This window comes from Flavobacterium reichenbachii, assembly GCF_002217435.1.
In the GTDB taxonomy this organism is placed as follows: domain Bacteria; phylum Bacteroidota; class Bacteroidia; order Flavobacteriales; family Flavobacteriaceae; genus Flavobacterium; species Flavobacterium reichenbachii.
Window position 1 is genome coordinate 393,538 of record NZ_MUHF01000003.1, and the last position, 16,772, is coordinate 410,309.

At 32.3% G+C, this 16,772-nt stretch carries 13 protein-coding genes; 3 read left to right on the forward strand and 10 right to left on the reverse strand.

The window, feature by feature from the left end; genetic code table 11:
* Position 1: 1 nt before the first annotated feature.
* Positions 2-1,027 carry a membrane lipoprotein lipid attachment site-containing protein gene (locus B0A68_RS04950; RefSeq protein WP_035684291.1) on the forward strand — a complete coding sequence of 342 codons (1,026 nt, stop codon included), beginning with the start codon at positions 2-4 and terminating at the stop codon, positions 1,025-1,027.
* On the forward strand, positions 987-3,323 hold the full coding sequence (locus tag B0A68_RS04955) for a hypothetical protein (protein ID WP_035684290.1): 2,337 nt from the start codon (positions 987-989) through the stop codon (positions 3,321-3,323). The genes B0A68_RS04950 and B0A68_RS04955 overlap by 41 nt, the downstream gene beginning before the upstream one ends.
* 61 nt (positions 3,324-3,384) lie before the next feature.
* Here the strand turns inward: B0A68_RS04955 and B0A68_RS04960 are convergent, their stop codons facing one another.
* The 6 genes from B0A68_RS04960 to B0A68_RS04985 form a co-directional block, all read right to left on the reverse strand.
* Positions 3,385-4,707 (reverse strand): APC family permease, encoded by a 1,323-nt coding sequence (locus tag B0A68_RS04960; protein ID WP_035684289.1) that lies wholly within the window; start codon positions 4,705-4,707, stop codon positions 3,385-3,387.
* A 275-nt stretch (positions 4,708-4,982) separates the two neighbouring features.
* A complete protein-coding gene (locus B0A68_RS04965) occupies positions 4,983-5,408 on the reverse strand; it encodes an HIT family protein (RefSeq protein WP_035684287.1) in 426 nt (141 codons plus the stop codon).
* Positions 5,409-5,562: 154 nt separating this feature from the next.
* On the reverse strand, positions 5,563-7,857 hold the full coding sequence (locus B0A68_RS04970) for a TonB-dependent siderophore receptor (protein WP_035684285.1): 2,295 nt from the start codon (positions 7,855-7,857) through the stop codon (positions 5,563-5,565).
* 245 nt (positions 7,858-8,102) lie between these two features.
* Complete coding sequence (locus tag B0A68_RS04975; protein WP_035684282.1) at positions 8,103-8,828, reverse strand: hypothetical protein; 726 nt, start codon at positions 8,826-8,828, stop codon at positions 8,103-8,105.
* A gap of 205 nt (positions 8,829-9,033) precedes the next feature.
* A complete protein-coding gene (locus B0A68_RS04980; RefSeq protein WP_035684281.1) occupies positions 9,034-10,185 on the reverse strand; it encodes a PepSY-associated TM helix domain-containing protein in 1,152 nt (383 codons plus the stop codon).
* A gap of 78 nt (positions 10,186-10,263) precedes the next feature.
* Positions 10,264-12,585 carry a TonB-dependent receptor gene (locus tag B0A68_RS04985; protein ID WP_035684280.1) on the reverse strand — a complete coding sequence of 774 codons (2,322 nt, stop codon included), beginning with the start codon at positions 12,583-12,585 and terminating at the stop codon, positions 10,264-10,266.
* 249 nt (positions 12,586-12,834) lie between these two features.
* On the opposite strand from B0A68_RS04985, the gene B0A68_RS04990 reads away from it, so the two are divergent.
* Positions 12,835-13,995 carry an MFS transporter gene (locus B0A68_RS04990; RefSeq protein WP_035684278.1) on the forward strand — a complete coding sequence of 387 codons (1,161 nt, stop codon included), beginning with the start codon at positions 12,835-12,837 and terminating at the stop codon, positions 13,993-13,995.
* Between the two features lie 125 nt (positions 13,996-14,120).
* Here the strand turns inward: B0A68_RS04990 and B0A68_RS04995 are convergent, their stop codons facing one another.
* From B0A68_RS04995 to B0A68_RS05010, 4 genes are read right to left on the reverse strand one after another with little or no spacing between them, the layout of a single operon-like run.
* Positions 14,121-14,672, reverse strand: a complete 552-nt coding sequence (locus B0A68_RS04995; RefSeq protein ID WP_035684275.1) for a hypothetical protein — start codon at positions 14,670-14,672, stop codon at positions 14,121-14,123.
* 29 nt (positions 14,673-14,701) lie between these two features.
* Positions 14,702-15,319: a hypothetical protein gene (locus B0A68_RS05000; protein WP_035684273.1), complete on the reverse strand. Its 618-nt coding sequence runs from the start codon at positions 15,317-15,319 to the stop codon at positions 14,702-14,704.
* A 25-nt stretch (positions 15,320-15,344) separates the two neighbouring features.
* A complete protein-coding gene (locus tag B0A68_RS05005; protein WP_123947477.1) occupies positions 15,345-15,791 on the reverse strand; it encodes a hypothetical protein in 447 nt (148 codons plus the stop codon).
* A 55-nt stretch (positions 15,792-15,846) separates the two neighbouring features.
* On the reverse strand, positions 15,847-16,323 hold the full coding sequence (locus tag B0A68_RS05010) for a DUF6265 family protein (protein WP_035684267.1): 477 nt from the start codon (positions 16,321-16,323) through the stop codon (positions 15,847-15,849).
* Positions 16,324-16,772 lie beyond the last annotated feature (449 nt).

Genomic DNA, 16,772 nt, shown 5'->3' on the forward strand with positions numbered 1-16,772 from the left:
GATGAAAAAAATCATCTTTTTTCTATTTATTTCTTTTGTTTTATTGGGATGTTCCAATAAAATAGAAACTGTAGAAAAATCGTTTTATTACTGGAAAAGTGATTCTTGGGATTTTTCTGAAAAAGAGAATAGTATTTTACAAACCTTAGAAATCAGAAAGTTATATGTTAAGTTTTTTGAAGTAGATCATGATAAAAATTTCGGAAATTTTCCAATATCAAAATCAAATCTGAAGCTTAATAAACAAGGCAGTTTTTCAGAAATTATTCCGACAGTTTATATAAAAAATGAAGTGTTTAAAGAAACAGATAAAAAAGGCCTGGATACTTTGGCTGCTAATATTAATTTTCTGATCCATAAATATGAAGCAAAATTCAGTCCTTTTGCTGTTGCCAAAGAGTTTCAAATGGATTGTGACTGGACGTTGAAAACAAAAGACAATTATTTTTATTTTTTGAAGAAATTAAAGCTGATTTCTAAAAAAGAAATCAGCTGCACGTTGCGGTTATATCCTTATAAATATCCTGAAAAAATGGGAATTCCGCCTGTAGATAGAGCAACATTAATGTGTTATAATTTGATCAATCCGCTGGAAAATAAATCTAAAAATTCGATTTTAGATCTTAAAGAATTAGAATCTTATCTCAACAAAAAGAGGAAATATCCGCTGCATCTTGATATTGCGCTGCCCACTTATTCCTGGATGCAGGTTTATCAAAATAATAAATTTACAACGGTAATTTATAAAAATCAGAAAGAGATTTTACCCAAGTTAAAAAAGATAAAACCATTGTGGTATGAAGTAACAGAAGATCATCTTGCGGGCGATTTTTATTTGAGAATAGGAGACAAAATTAAACACGAAGTATTACCTCCAGACCAGATAAATCAAGCCATTGAGGTAATTAAAAAAAATGTTGTTTTTGACCTTCAAACAACCGTAACATTATTTTATTTAGATGAAGAACAATTAAGCAAATACAGCGATGAAACACTTTCTGGTTTTTATACTAATTTTAGTAAGTAACAGTATTTTTGCCTGCGGATTTTATCCATATGCTGAAGATGTTCGTTTTTCCTTTTTTAATCCATCAAATTTTAAATATCGCTGGTATTCTGATTTTAATTATTCTTCACTTTCATTCAGTGTAAATCAAATACCTGCTGACGAAGAAATTACAGTTGACGCAAACGAAAAACTCTGGATACAATATTGTAAAAACAAAGTTTCGGCAGAGGCAGTAAGAGAAGTTTTGTTTGATTTTAAATTGGACGATATTACAGATAAAAGTACAAATGAGATGCTTCAATATCTTTATAAAACCAAAGATATTGAAGCAGTAGATTATTTGAAATTTGCTAAAAACTGCGAAGTTTTTAATGTCTTTTATGACAATCTTTGGGAACAAAACAATGCACAAAAGGTAAGAAACAGAACAAAACTTATCGATCAGGCAATTCTGCTTTCAAACTCTGTTAAAAACAAGAACCTTAAGCAGCGATATACTTTTTTGGCTATAAGATTAGCCTATTACAATGGCGATTTTGGAAAGATCAGAACATTGTATGCAAAGGTTTTTAAAACTCAAAAACAGGGTAATGTGTTAAAATACTGGAGTTTATACTTTAGAACGTTTGCAGAACCCGATAAAGCGACTGCCAATTTTTATGCTTCTCAGGTTTTTGCAAATGCGCCAGACAAACGATTTATGGTTTCATTTGCATTTAATGCTAAAATTCCAATTGATGCAGTTTTAAAACATGCCAAAACAAATAAAGAAAAAGCAAATGTTTATTTATTGGCCGGAATCAAAAAGGCAGATCATTCACTTTATTATTTAAAACAGGTTTATAAATACAATCCAGAATTTGACGGATTGGCATTTTTGTTATTGAGAGAGATTAATAAAATAGAAGACTGGGTTTTTACACCGTATTATTCTCTTTTTAATCCGTCTGTTGGATCTTATGATAGAAATGAAGAGAACTCAGTCAGAAATATTATGCAGCGTGTTGAAAAAGATAGAATTTATGCCGGACAAGTAATAGAGTTTATCAATAATGTGAATTTGAAAAAAGTACATGACCCTGCATTATGGAAAACGGGAAAAGCATATTTGGCTCTTATAACAAAGGATAATCAAGGCTGTTTAAAACAAATTTCAAAATTAGAGAAAAGTGTATCCAGAAAAGATTCACTTTACAATCAGATTGAGATTATAAAAGCGCTTGCATTAACTGTAAATCAACAAGTTGGCAAAGCTGTGATTCTGAATGATGTAAAACCAATTTTGCTTAAAAATAAAACCCAAAAGAAATTTTTATTTGCTGTTGGAAGAGAATTAGAATATAAAGGAAATAGGATTGATGCTTCATTTTTATATTCGAAGCTAGAAGAGAATGACAATAATGATGATTATAATAATTATGCATATTGGAAAAGTTCTAAAGCTAAAATAGGCTATTATACCGATTATTACTCTGATTATTTTACCTATATCAATGTTTTTTATTCACCAGAACAAGTTCAGGCTATTGTAGATGAGACGCTAAAAAGTGAAAAGGATTTAGATAAATTCTCGTCTTGGAAATATAGTTTTATGAAAAAAGAAATTGTTAGACTTTATGATTTAATTGGTACAAAATACATTCGCCAGAATAAATTAGAACAGGCTTTATTTTATTTTGGAAAAAATGAAGACAAAACAGAACATAAAATTAATTGTTCTGATTGTTTCTGGGAGAAAGAAGATTGTTCGAATAGGTTTAAAAGTCCATTTTTTGTATTAAAATATACACCTGAGTTTGTTACTCAAAAAAAACTTTACAGCCTTAATAAATATACAGTAACTCAAAATTTAATTTCATATTTAAAAAAAGCTTCAAAACCTGATGAGAAAAACAAAGATTACTACAATTTTTTGATTGCAAACTGTTACTATAATATGACTTTTATAGGAAGCCTTTCGGAAATGAGACGCTACGGATCTGGTGAAGAAATTAGTATTAGAGATTTTCCGGTAGAAGATAACAATGAGTTTTACGAATGTAATTTAGCAAAAAAGTATTATACTCTGGCTTTTAAAAATGCAAAAACAACTAAGTTTAAAGCTTTGTGTTTAAGAATGGCAGGTAAATGCGAAGCAAATAAATTGGCATATCGATATCCAGATGATTATGAAAACCCAATTAAAAACTATAATACTTTTCTTTTGAAAAAAAATAAATATTATCAAGATTTAAAATCAAAGTATGCTGATGATTATGAGGATTTGATTTCTGATTGTAATGCTTTTGAGGAATATTTTAGAGCAAGAAGATAGATTTATTTAATTATTTAACCCGACAGGTTGTAAAACCTGTCGGGTTTGTTATTTATAAATTTTAGTTTTTATTTAGTCTTTTCAAAATCAAAAACAAAGGATAAGAAACCAAAGTTATCCCAACAATAATAATAAAGCTTTTAGGATCGCTGTAAATAAAGCCAGCTAATAAAGCTATAGAAGCAATTATGGCAATTATAGTAGTCCAAGGATACCAAACCGAACGATATGGCCTTGGTAAATCGGGTTCTGTTGTTCTTAATTTTAAAAGGGAACAATACGATAATCCCCAAACAATAATGGACATGAAAGCGGCAAAGGAGAATAATATTTCAAACGAGCCGACAAAAACAATTAAAAATAAACTGAAAAAGGATGAAACTAAAAGCGCTGTAATTGGCGTTCCACCTTTATTCACTTTCATTCCTTTTTCTATAAAAAATCCGTCGCGGCTTAATCCGTAAAGAATTCTTGGCGGAATCATCATAAAAGCATTCAAAATACTGATTAACGAGAATATAGAAATAACAGTTACGATTAAAGCTCCGTTTTCTCCGAAAAGAATTTTGGCAACATCGGCGGCCGCAAGATTAGATTTTGCCAGAGTTGCAATTGGTAAAACATGAAAGAAAGCAGCATTGACCAAAACATAAATTGCCACAACAAGCAAAACGCCGCTGTATAATGATTTCGGAATATTTTTACTCGGATCATCATTTTCTTCTGCAAAAAAACAAACGGCGTTCCAGCCATTATAAGTTCCGATGATTAGCTGTAATGATTTGAAAAATCCAAAAATTAAACCGATTTGAAATACGGTACTATCGGTTTTTATTGCAGGAACTTCAACGCCGGCATACATAAAACAAGCTACAACCAGCGCGACAAAACAAATCACCTTTAAGAAACTTGTAATCTGCTGAATGGTGCTTCCGTTTTTAACACCGCTTAAATGAATCAGTACAAAAGCCGCTAATAAAGAAATGGCTATTACGGTCGAATAATTGGCTAGAGATGGAAACAAAATAATCATGTATTCGCTGATGACGATGCAGTAAAAAGCAGGCGGAATGGCATTGGTAATATAATCAAACCAACCCGAAAGAAATCCTGCATAATTGCCAAAAGCTCTTTTAATATAATTGTAAGATCCTCCGGCTTTTGGTAACATAGTGGCTAATTCTGCATAGGAATTGGCACCCAAAAAAACGTATAAACCGCCAAAAAGCCATGAAGCAATGATCAGCCAATAATTATCGAGCATTTGGGCAATTGTTCCCGGAGTTCGCAAAATTCCGACTCCAATGGTTCCTCCAATTAAAACAGCGATATTAAAACTTAGGCCTAGAGTTTTCTTTAATTGGTTGGTGGTAGAATCTGACATATTTGGATTTTAGTTTGGGAATTTTAACCTTCGCAAAAGTAATTATAATTGAGCGACTTTCTTATAAATAAAAAAACCTCATTTAAGAATAAATAAGGTTTAGGGTATTTTTGAAGGTTTGTTCAAATTTGCTGATCTTAATGCGTTGAATGTAATTCAGAAAAAAAGTAATTTAAAACACAGAAACATAGGTTTTAGATTGTAAAAAGTATACAAAAAAAATAAACTAGTTTCTTTACACATAGCTGTGTTTGTTACACTCCAATGGATTGATCTTATAAATTTGCTTTTATTTTTTCGATGACTGCTTCGTATTCTGTATCAGACAAATATGTTTTTTGAGGATTCATTTCAAAAACTCCTCCAAATCCGTAACCGTCTTTATATTTTGGAACAATGTGAAAGTGTAAGTGCGATAGTGTATCTGCATAAGCACCATAATTAATTTTAGTCGGATTGAAAGCTTTTGCAAGTGCTTTGGCAGCAGTGGCAACATCTTCCATAAATAAATTACGCTGTTCATCGCTTAACTCATAAAATTCGACACCATGATCATTGTACACTACATTGCAGCGTCCAGTAAAGGATTGTTCCTTGAAAAGGAAAAGTTGAGATACTTTTAAATCTTCTATTTTGATCATTAACTGGTGCAAAGTATCATTGTTTTGGCAATACAGACATTCTGAAACTGGACTTGGCATATATTTGATTTGTATTTTATTAGTTAAACTTTTTTATAATTTATATTCTACTAACAAAAATAGTTTTTTATCTTAAAAACCAAAGCTTCTTCTGTTTTTTCAAAAAATGAAAATCCAGAAAAAGCTTTGGAAGACTAAAATCTAATTCAAACTTTTATAATTTATAGCGTAAGCTTATCATTACCTGACGTGGTGCAATAGGGTTTACACTGTAATTCTCGTGAACAGTATAATTCAATTCATTAGTAATATTTGACAATTTGGCTAAAACCGAGAACTTATTCCAGTCGTAACCCAAAGAAGCATCGATAGTTGTATACCCTTCCAGCGGAATATCACGATCTCTAATCGTTATCGTGTAAGTAGGAGGCGTTGTTGCCGGTGTAACTGCTGTCCATAAATAATCATCATTCCATCCTCCTGTGCGATCGCCAACATAGTTTGCAACAGCTCCAAAAGTCAATCCTTTTAATGAACCAACAGGCAATTTATAGAAAAAACTTAAGTTGGCAGTATTTCTTGGCGTTCTGGCTAAAACATCACCAACGACTAAACTTCCGTTTGTTCCGGATGATTTAGAAACTTTAGTTTCATTATAACTATAACCCGCCATAATATTTAATCCTTCAACTGGCCTTGCGGTAATGTCAATTTCGACACCTTTTCCTTTTGTCGCACCAACTAATTCTTTGATTGTAGTTGAAGCATTTTGCGTTACTCCATCTGCTAAAAACGGAGCTGTCTGTGCTAAATTATTATTCGAAATTTGATAAACCGTTACGTTTGTACTTAGAAGACCTTTCCAGAAATCTTTTTTTACACCCACTTCATATTGATCAATAATCGATGGATCTAAAGGTTTTAAGTCTACTGTAGTTCCTGTATTTGGAGTAAAAGAGTTAGAGTAACTTGCAAACAAAGACAAATCTTTAGTAGGCTGAATTACCAATCCTGCTTTAGGAGAAAAAGCTCTGTTTAAAGTTTTGGCTCCTTCAACAGCCACTGCATCATCGAGAGTAGTGGTAAGGGCATCTTTCCCGCTCACTTTAGATATTGTTTCTTTAGAAGTTGTAACCTGACTTTCCTGCCATGACCAGCGTAATCCTGCTAAAACTTTTATATAATCTGTAATCGAAATTAAATCCTGAGCGTAAGCACCAAAACGCTGTGTTTCTGTAGTGGCCAATTGTGTTGCTCTGGTCGGAAAAGGAATATTCATACTCTGCGTGCTGTAATCGTAATTATAGAGATTAATTGCAGTCGCTTCTGTTGTAATTGCGGTAGTTCCGGTTGGAGTTGCATAAAAACCAAAAGTATAACTAGGAGCAATAGAGTTTTCGTAATCAAATCCGGTAAAGATTTGATGTTTGATGCTTCCTGTATTAAAAGTTCCCTGCAAACTCAATTGATCTCCAAAAATCTGCTCTGCACCGTCAGATTTTGTTAAACCGCGTTTCCAGTTTCCATTTGCTTCAACGGTGCTTAATTGCGCTGTAGAAGTCTGAGTTCTGCGGTACGATTGAAAAGAAGAATTAAAATTTAATTTCCAGTTTTCATTAAAATTATGATTTAATAATAAAGAGGCACTAGAAGATTTAGTATTTGCAGTCGACCAAAGCGCTCCGAAATATTCGTTACGAGGCAAATCTAAAATGGTTTTTCCAACAATTCCGGTTCCAAAATCTGGAGTCCAGTCGGCACTAAGATAATCTCCTTGTAAGGTAATCTGCGTTTTATCTGAAAGGTGAAATAAGAAAGACGGATTAATATAAATACGTTCGTTTTTTACATAATCTCTAAAGCTTTCTGAGTTTTCATAAGACGCTGTAAAGCGATACGCAATAGAATTATTCAAAGGTCCGTAGATGTCTAAAGACGGCTTGTAAAAGGAGTAACTTCCTACCTGCATGGCTACTTCACCACCGTGCGTAAATTTTGGTGTTTTGGTCACCAAATTCATAATCCCGCCCGGCGCCACATTTCCATACAATAAAGCAGAACCTCCTTTTAAGAATTCTACTTTTTCTAAAGAAGAAACTTCCGGGATTGAACCGGCATTATAACGAAAACCATTTTTAAACATATTATTGGCAGACATATCATAACCTCTTGAGAAGAACGATTCCTGTGCTCCGCCGCGTGCAGATCCTACATAAACACCGTTTAGGTTTTTTACCACTTCGCTTAATCGTATCGACTGTTGCTGTTCGATTACAGCACCGTCAATAATCTGAACACTTTGCGGTAAATCCATTACTTTGATTCCAGAACGAGCAGCTTCAACTGGTTTTTTGGGTTTGTTTCCTGTAATTAAAACCTCATTTAGTACTTCTCCTTTTTTATTTTTTACAGTATCATTTATAGTTCCAGAGGTTTCAGAGCTCGAAATCTGCTGGCTGTATGATACAAAACTTAGTAATCCGAATGCAAATAGTAAATTATATTTCATGATGTTTATTTAGATTCAATAAAAATAACTGATCGCAAATATACAATGGCATAAATGTTTTAACAAAATTTGAGAGTATATTTTCTTACTTAAACTTTGCTTATTTCTTTCTTAAGATTGGCTTAAGATTTTGGTTTTAATACTTTTTTGTTTATCAATTATAAAGTTGAATCAGTAAAAAAAGAGCATAAAAAAACCTTGCCGAGAAGCAAGGTCTTTTTTATTGAAAATTAATTTTACGAATATTATTTCACTGTAATTTGGTAAGTAGCCATTTTCCAGATTTCATTAAATTTTTTGCCATTATGCTCGCCTTCCGCTTTATCTGTTTGAGCATATTCTACCATATAATTTCCAGACCAAATTGGGGTAAAAGAAAATTCACCTTTATCATTTGTCCATAATTCTTTTTCCCATCCGTTTGGAGCAATTACTTTAATTTTGGTTTCTTTTGCGACAGCACCTTCATACAAAGCAAATCCAGAAACTTTTACATTCTTTTTTGCAACGTCTGCATTTTCAGAAAATACCCCGATTTTATTACTATTTGCAGTCGCTTGGTTTCCTGCAGTTTTATTTCCTACCACTACAGTTGCGCTGGAGTTGTAATCTAGTTTCATTGTTCCGTAAACATCTCCAACAGTATGGTGCATTACGATAGTGTAAACTCCCTCTTCGTCTGGCGTAAAAAAGGCTTGATATTTATTGTCTAAAGCTTTTGAAGTAAGTTTAGTTTCTTTTTTTGAAGGGCTGATTAAAACCAAAGAGAAATCCTTTAAATCTGAAAACCATTTGTCTGCTTTTGTAATATCATTATCTGAAAACTCTCCAAAATAAATTGAAATTTCCTGAGCTTTTCCTTTTGTACCAGTTGCTTTAGTTTCAATCCAAAGGGCGTGAGCAAATAGAGAAGGAGCAGCTGCAAACATTAAAAGTAAAAATGTTATTGTTTTTAAAGTTTTTGATTTCATAATATCAAGTTTAAAATGTTAGGGATATTTTTTACAAACTTAAGTTTTATTTAGAATAATTAAAAATTAAAAATCATAAAAAACCCCGAAATCATTTAATATTATATGCATTTCGAGGCCTTTTGTGATTTAAAATTATTTGAATTTGCGCAAGAAACTTTCTGTATACAAGGCAGAGAAGAAATTATAATTTTTGTGGCAATCCTTATTTACTTGTGGTTACTTTCTTTTTCTTGTTATTTCTTCCCCACCAGATTAAGAAACCTGTAATAGGCAGACTTGCGGCAACCAGACTCGCAAAAAAGGCCAGTACTTTGCCTGGAAAACCAAGAATACGGCCTACATGCAGATCGTAGTTTATAAAGCGGAATTTTTCACCATTATTTTTGTCTTCATAACGTGTTGTTCTGAGTGGTTTGGCAGTGTAGCGGTCAAAATCTATGGCTGTATCGTCAAAACGGCTTTGATATCTGATGAAAGTATTATAAACCGCCAGCGAATCGTTTTCTGTTGGAATAAACAAATAGTAACTTTCTGCTTTTGGATCGGATTGTTTTATAGAAGCGTAAATCTTATCAATCGAATTGCTTTTTGTGTATTGAGCAGTATCAGAAACTACTTTTTCTTTTTTGAATGTTTTTCCTCCATTCAACATCCATTGTATTCCTTTATCATAGCAGTCAAACGCCCAGACTAATCCTGTCAGCGCAAGTATCAAAGCAAAAATCATCGTATAATATCCCAGAATATTATGCAGATCGTAGTTTTTGCGTTTCCATTTTGTCGAGTCTTTCCATCTAAACCAAAAACGCTGTTTGGCAGCTTGTTTGTTTTTAGGCCACCAAAGTATAAGTCCCGTAATTAAAGAAATTATAAATATGATGGTAGCAGTTCCTGTAATAGGATCTCCAATTTTACTGTTTAAGCATAGCGTTTGATGCAGCATTCGGATAAAAACGAAAAATTCGAAATTATATTCTTCCTGTTTTTTGACGGCTCCATTATACGGATCTACATACAGATAAGTAGTTTGATATTGGTTCCAATACCAAAATGCATCCGGGTTTAATTCTTCAAAAAACCAGACAATTACAGTACGATCGTCTTCATTAATTATTCGACATCCCGAAATAGACTGCTTCGGATTTTTATTGGCTTTTTTTGCAATTTCGATTATCTCGCTGAGAGGCAGTTTTTTGTCTTTTACCTGATCGGTAAAATAATAGTTGTGAACCACAGGCCGCAATTCTTCTTCAAAAACATACAAACAGCCCGTAATACCGAGTATGATTACAATTAAGCCGGAAGACAATCCCAGCCAAAGGTGAATTTTAAGAATGAGTTTTTTAAATGTCATGTAAGAATTCTAAAAAGGTTTATAATTAAAAGCGCCTCAATTCATAAAATTGAGGCGTCAGTTTAAGTATATTAGGTTTTAAAACTTGATAGTTAAATTAGCCAATATGCTGGTTGGTGCCTGCGATGAACCCCAGAAATCCCAGTATTTTTGATTGGTTAAATTATTAAATTTCAAGCCAACTCTCCATGTAGGTTTTTCGTAGTATACTGTTGCATTGTATACCGTATACGATGGTATGTAAAAAGTATTATCGGCTGTAAAATAGTTTTTGTCTACATAATTAGCACCAGCACCAATTCCTAAACCTTTCAATGTATTTTGGAAAGTATAAGTTGCCCAAAAATTCACTACATTTTCTGGAGATGATGTCGCTTTGTTTCCTTCAATTGCAGGTACAGATGCTTTTACAATTCGATTATCATTGTAAGCATAACCAGAAATAATGCTTAATCCATTAAACGGAGTTGCCATTAATTCAAAATCTACACCTTTGCTCACTTGTTTACCATCTTGTACTGTAAATCCATTAGAGTCCAATCTGGTAGCATTATCAATTGTAATGTTGTAGTAACTTACAGATCCGCTTAATTTTTTGTTGAAAGCTTCTGCTTTAATTCCTCCTTCGTACTGGACAGCATAAATTGGGTCTAAAACTAATGGAGTACCATTTGGCTGTGTAATAGGCTGCATGTTTTGGAAACCGTTCATATAATTTCCAAAAACAGAAACCTGATCTTTTACCACTTCATATACCAATCCTAATTTTGGAGAAAGAGCCGTTTGGCTGTAACCTTCTGTAATTCCTACTTTTGCACGTTCAAAATTATCCAGACGTAAACTTAACATAGCAGAAAATCGGTCTGTAAAATTTACAACATCAGAAGCATACACACTCAAAGTTTTCTGATCAGCAACTGCTGACGTTGTTAATGCAAGTCCCGCATCAACCGCTTTTCTTCTAATAGGGGCAAAAGGAGTTGTTACATCTATGTTGTCAAGTGTAAATGTAGTTCCTCCAGAGAAATTAGAGCTGTAAAGTCTGTAGTTTACACCAGTAAGAAATTTATGTTTGATGCTTCCTGTAGAAAATTTTCCGTTAATGTTTTCCTGAATGTTGGTGTAGTTATTATAAATTGGCCCCCAAAGACCAACTCTTCTTGCTGTCTGCGTTGGAGAACTCCAAATGGCATAACTTTGATAACTGCGTTCTACATCTTCGCCTACAAATGAAAATACGGTTGTAGATCTCCAATTCTCTGAAATTTCGTATTCTGCCTGAGCAAAAACTTTTGTTGCTGTTGATTTTGCATCGTTATCATCATGAAACATCGATTTTTTATAATCGATTTTTAAATCGTTTGGATTTGTGATTCCAGAATTTACAGCATATGTGTTGTAAGTACGTCTTGTATTATTTACGTTATAAAGCTCTGCATCAAAGTTAAAAGTAAGTTTTTCAGATGCTTTATAAGTAAGGCTTGGTGCCAAAAGAAGTGTATTGTTGAAACCGTAATCAAGGAAACTTTTTTCTCTGTTTACAGCAAGATTTACTCTGAATAATACCGTTTTTTCCTTGTTTAAAGGTGTATTTACATCTGCTGTAAGGCGGTTTAGGTTGAAACTTCCTGTTGTGTATGATATTTCGGCAGCAGTAGTTTCAAAAGGTTTTTTAGTAACCAGGTTAACAACACCTCCAAAAGAAGAAATAGACGAACCAAATAAAGTTCCAGAAGGACCTTTCATGATTTCGATACGTTCTACGTTTCCAAGATCCACCGAAGAACGTCCGGAAACTGTTTCCATTCCGTTTCTCGCATTAACTCCTGTAGAAAAACCTCTAAAAATTAAACCGATACCTCCAGAAGGAAAGCTGATAGAAACTACACCAGGCGAGTTTTGGACAGCGCTTCTAATGTCTACAGCCACTTGTTCTACTAAAAGCTCTTTCTGAATAACACTGTAAACCTGCGGGTTTTCAAGATTCGTTAAAGGCATTCTGGCAACGTAATCTGTTTTTTTAGATAAGATGCTTTTTTTGCTGTTTACCACAACTTCTTTTAATTCTTTATTAGAAACTTTTAGTTGCAAATTAATAGCTGCGGTTTCATTTTCTGTAACAATCACTTCACTTTCTGAAGTTTCGTAACCTGTTAAAGAAACTTGTAATGTATACGTATTTGGTTTAACTCTGTTGAATTCAAAGTTTCCGTTTTCATCAGAAACGGCCCAGTATTTTGAGTCTTTTAAGATAACATTGACTCCGGCTGCCTGTTCACCATCTGAAGTGGTGATGGTTCCTTTAATTTTTCCATTTTGTTGTGCAGATAAGGCTAAGAACGAAAAGACAAAACTAATTGTCAATAGAAAACGTGACGTTTTCGGCTTAAGATATTTCATTGGTTTTAGATTGGTTTGTAATCAATATTTATTTAGAATAAATAAAAACAGCGCAAATGTATAAATTATTGTTTTTTTAACAAATAATATTTTAATTCATTTGACTTTAATGGAGGTATGATTCAATAAGAAAGAAAAGTCTTTTATTTTTTGCATAATACAACAGAAAAATTGTATGAATTTATTACGTTTAAAACAGACCATAATTCGCTTTAAAAGCTTTATTTTTGCAATCTGAAAAATAATTTCATGATTTTACCATTCTTTAAAAAAATTCAAAACACGCCAAAAGGATATCGAATAGCCAATACCGTCTTTTTTTTCCTTTCTGGTTTTGGATATTCTTCGTGGGTTTCTCGAATTCCGCATATACAAGCACAATTGCAATTGTCTGAAGCTCAATTTGGAGCTGTTTTATTTGCATTTCCGATTGGGTTAATGCTGACAATGCCTTTTACAGGAAAACTTTTAAATAAATACAGCAGCCGATATATTATGTTATTGGGAGCCATAATGTTTAATATTGTACTCTCTTTACCGGGTTTAGTTGCCTTTGTTTGGCAGCTGGTTATAGTTCTTTTAATCTTTGGAGCTTCTCGTAATATTTTCAATTTATCAATCAATGCACAATCGCTTGAAGTGCAGAAGTTGTATACAAAATCGATTATTACACGTTTTCATGCCGTTTGGAGCATTGCTGTTTTCTCGGGAGCAGGTTTAGGGTATGTCATGGTAACACAGAAAATTGCGCCATCACATCATTTACTGGGAGTAAGTGTTTTTATGCTCGCACTGACGGCTTGTTTTTATCCAATAAGTATTCATAACGAACCCGTACCTATTAAAAAGAAATTTTTCTCGATGCCGGAAAAAAATCTGGTAAAATTTGCCCTGATTTGTTTTGTATCAATGGCCTGCGAAAATACAATGTACGACTGGAGCGGAATTTATTTTGAAAACATACTAAAAGCTTCTCCAAAAATGACCAGTGCCGCTTTTGTATTTTTTGCCACAGCAGTGACTTTAGGACGTTTGTTTGGCGATCATGGAGTAATGAAATTTGGAACTAAAAAAATCCTTCTTTACAGCGGGATTTTAATCACATTAGGTTTCGCTGTTTGTTTTATTCTGCCGTATGCTTATCCAACAATTTTTGGTTATGTTTTAATCGGATTTGGAGTTTCCTGTGTGGTTCCGTTAGTATTTAGCATTGCCGGAAGATCATCAAATTTAAGCAGTGGTTCAGCCTTAACTTCTATATCGACAATTGGTTATCTCGGATTTTTACTAGTGCCGCCAATGGTTGGTTTTATCTCGGAATACTTAAGTATGAAATGGGCGTTTTTAGTAATGGCATTTTTAGGTTTACTAATGATTTTTATGGTGAATAAGATCGGGGAGAATGAATGATTCTTTTTTTAAGGTTCTGAGGGACTGAGATGCTGAGGTTTAAGGCTTTTATGCGGAAATATTGTTTTGGCAAAAATATTAAGTCACAAAGTTTTTTTTAAAGGTGCTGAGGTTTTTAGGAAGCATTATATTTTAGATTTTCTATTTATAATTGTTTTTACAAGCAAAAACAACAATACAATCACAAGCAAAACGATGCTCAATATTGACAATAGATAATAAATTACTATTGATTTGAAAAAATAATCATCGTCATTTTGATTCTGAATTACAAGACGAGCTTTAGTTGACTCTGAATCATATATTAAAACAGTATATAAACCTTTTTTTGGAACCGTCAGCGTATTCAGATATTCATATTTTTTGCCGTCTAAAATTGTAGTTTGAGAACTCCTAATCCATCGATGTTCAGTTTTTCTTGATATAGAAATCTTTAGAGTGTCTGGTAATTTGTTTTCATCTGCTTTAATAGTAAAACTCTTTTTAGGGTCTCCTTCTGCACTTAAGCTGTAAATCTTATAATATTCCTTTTCAAGCGCTATTTTCGAATTAGGACCAGCAAGTTCGATATAACTTTTTTGAGATTTTAAACTTGTGATATAAAATAAAAGGGCAGTGGTTATAAACATTACAATTGGAAAACCTAATGCAATTGTATTTTTTACTTTTTTGGTCATTTATAAACTTTGATAATTAAATTAGATTCTTAATTTTTGATTTTGATTTTTTCTAATTTTTTGGATTTATAAAAATTACCTTTTTCAAAGCATTTTAAGTTTGTATTAATTACAATTTCAAATGATTTATTTTTTTGATTTCCAATATAGATTATTGGAGAATTTTTATCATTTTCATTTTTTTTGTAACCGACTAAAAGAAACTTGTTTTCATTGACCCAAAGTATATCATCAAAATTTTTGGAGTATTCATTATAAGCAATTCTTTCCCAGAATTTGTCATTTATTCTACACAAATACACGGCTTGACCCACATCGTTATTAGAATAGTATTCTCCATTTTTCTTTTCAAGATTGAGTTGATAGCTGTAAATATCAATAAAGTTGTTTTTGCTTTCAGAATAAGAAATTATTGGATCATAAACCGTTTGAAATTTTTTTAGATTTTTAAAATTTTCTCCCAATCCATTTTCAAAATCAGCAATGCTGTCTACTTTTATAAAATCATTCCAATCAAAATTTTCAAACGAAGCTGTCCATTCGGGAATATTTTTATTTATGATATTTTTTAAATCCTTAACCTCTAAATTTTGTGATTGTCCCACATTAAATGGCAAAAAGAATAAACCAATAATTAATTTTTTCATTTTGATAGAATTATGATTGCTACTTTCATTTATCTCTAACTATCGTTTCAGTATGATATTCAAAAAAATAACTAAAAATTATCAAAATAGGTAAACTCATCCATGCTGTAAAAACCAATTCAATTCCATTTTGTCCGTCCGAAACATAACATAAAGTATTTGCTGTTGTAGAAAACACACTAAGAGCAGTTTGTATAAATAGATATTCGAAAAAATTAAAGAAAATCAAATAGGTTTTTAATTTATCATGGGTTTCTGTTTCTTTTTTCTTTAGTTTTTTGAAATACAAAATTGGCAAAGCAATCATTCCGATCCAAGAAAAGACCCAAAATGATTTCCATATATTGGTGCATTCCATTCCTAATTTATCCAAAAACAGTTGTGTGCCTACTAGCAAAATAGCTGTAAAGCCGGGAATAAATAAACCAATGACACAAAAAATCATCGTCGCTTTTATGTAGTTGTATTTCAAGGTATCCTGACTTTTAATGAGGTTTGAAGTTTTATTTTTTATGTATGAAAATCATTTATTTCTTTGTCATAATAAACCTTTCCGTAGTTAGTTTTCCGTCTAATTTTCCAGAAATTTCTGCGGTCAAAGTATTATTTGCTCCTTTTGTATACGTAATTTTTTGAGGATAATCGTGTTTAGCATTTTCAAAAATTAGTTGTTTTTCAGATGCTGCAGTCGAAGGAAAGAAAACAGGTTTCTCGTCATTTTGTCCTTTTACGGTTGCTTTATACGTCAGGGTTTCTCCCAATTGAGCCAGGACAATAGTTTCAAAATGCAAAGTATCTTTTCCTTTTATAAAATAAGAAGCAGCGCTAAAAGTACTGTCGTTTAATTTTTGCCAATTTTCAGACAAAATACCATCTGGAGAAGTATTTTCCCAGTTTCCAATTAACCAGTCTGCTTTTTTGATTTTGTCTTTCTCAACGGTTTCTTTTTTCTGGCAGGAAACGAAAGTAATAACAAGCGCTAAAAGAGTAATTTTCTGAAACATATTTATGAGTTTTGATATTAAATAGAAGTACTAAAGTATGAAAAAAAAGTTTACCGCGAATTGCACTAATTTTCACGAATTGCTTTTTGAAAAACTGCAAATGTTCTAGCCAAAGATTAAAGGGATTAAAATGATTTTTTTCACGCAGATTTAATTTAACCCGTCAGTTGTAATTAGCAAAAAAAAGTTAATTTAACACATAGAAACATAGATTTTAAAATATTTAGAAAAGATAATTTTAAAAAATCTAGATTTTCACACATAGCTCTATTTGTTAATGCAAATAAAGCGCCTTTATAAATTTACAAAATCTATATTTCTATGTTTTGAATATATTACATCAAAGGAGTTTAATTTTATAAATATCCGAGAAAAATAATTAGGGAAAATTATTGTAATTCGTGGCAAAGAACACAGCGATAAAAAATCATTTAACACATAGAAACATA

What these genes read in the sequence shown, in the direction of transcription:
- B0A68_RS05000 (WP_035684273.1), bottom strand. Translation starts at nt 15,319, where the DNA reads ATGAAAAAATTAATTATTGGTTTATTCTTTTTGCCATTTAATGTGGGA.
- B0A68_RS04965 (WP_035684287.1), bottom strand. Translation starts at nt 5,408, where the DNA reads ATGCCAAGTCCAGTTTCAGAATGTCTGTATTGCCAAAACAATGATACT.
- B0A68_RS04980 (WP_035684281.1), bottom strand. Translation starts at nt 10,185, where the DNA reads ATGACATTTAAAAAACTCATTCTTAAAATTCACCTTTGGCTGGGATTG.
- B0A68_RS04995 (WP_035684275.1), bottom strand. Translation starts at nt 14,672, where the DNA reads ATGACCAAAAAAGTAAAAAATACAATTGCATTAGGTTTTCCAATTGTA.
- B0A68_RS04975 (WP_035684282.1), bottom strand. Translation starts at nt 8,828, where the DNA reads ATGAAATCAAAAACTTTAAAAACAATAACATTTTTACTTTTAATGTTT.
- B0A68_RS04990 (WP_035684278.1), top strand. Translation starts at nt 12,835, where the DNA reads ATGATTTTACCATTCTTTAAAAAAATTCAAAACACGCCAAAAGGATAT.
- B0A68_RS04955 (WP_035684290.1), top strand. Translation starts at nt 987, where the DNA reads ATGAAACACTTTCTGGTTTTTATACTAATTTTAGTAAGTAACAGTATT.
- B0A68_RS04985 (WP_035684280.1), bottom strand. Translation starts at nt 12,585, where the DNA reads ATGAAATATCTTAAGCCGAAAACGTCACGTTTTCTATTGACAATTAGT.
- B0A68_RS04950 (WP_035684291.1), top strand. Translation starts at nt 2, where the DNA reads ATGAAAAAAATCATCTTTTTTCTATTTATTTCTTTTGTTTTATTGGGA.
- B0A68_RS04960 (WP_035684289.1), bottom strand. Translation starts at nt 4,707, where the DNA reads ATGTCAGATTCTACCACCAACCAATTAAAGAAAACTCTAGGCCTAAGT.
- B0A68_RS05010 (WP_035684267.1), bottom strand. Translation starts at nt 16,323, where the DNA reads ATGTTTCAGAAAATTACTCTTTTAGCGCTTGTTATTACTTTCGTTTCC.
- B0A68_RS04970 (WP_035684285.1), bottom strand. Translation starts at nt 7,857, where the DNA reads ATGAAATATAATTTACTATTTGCATTCGGATTACTAAGTTTTGTATCA.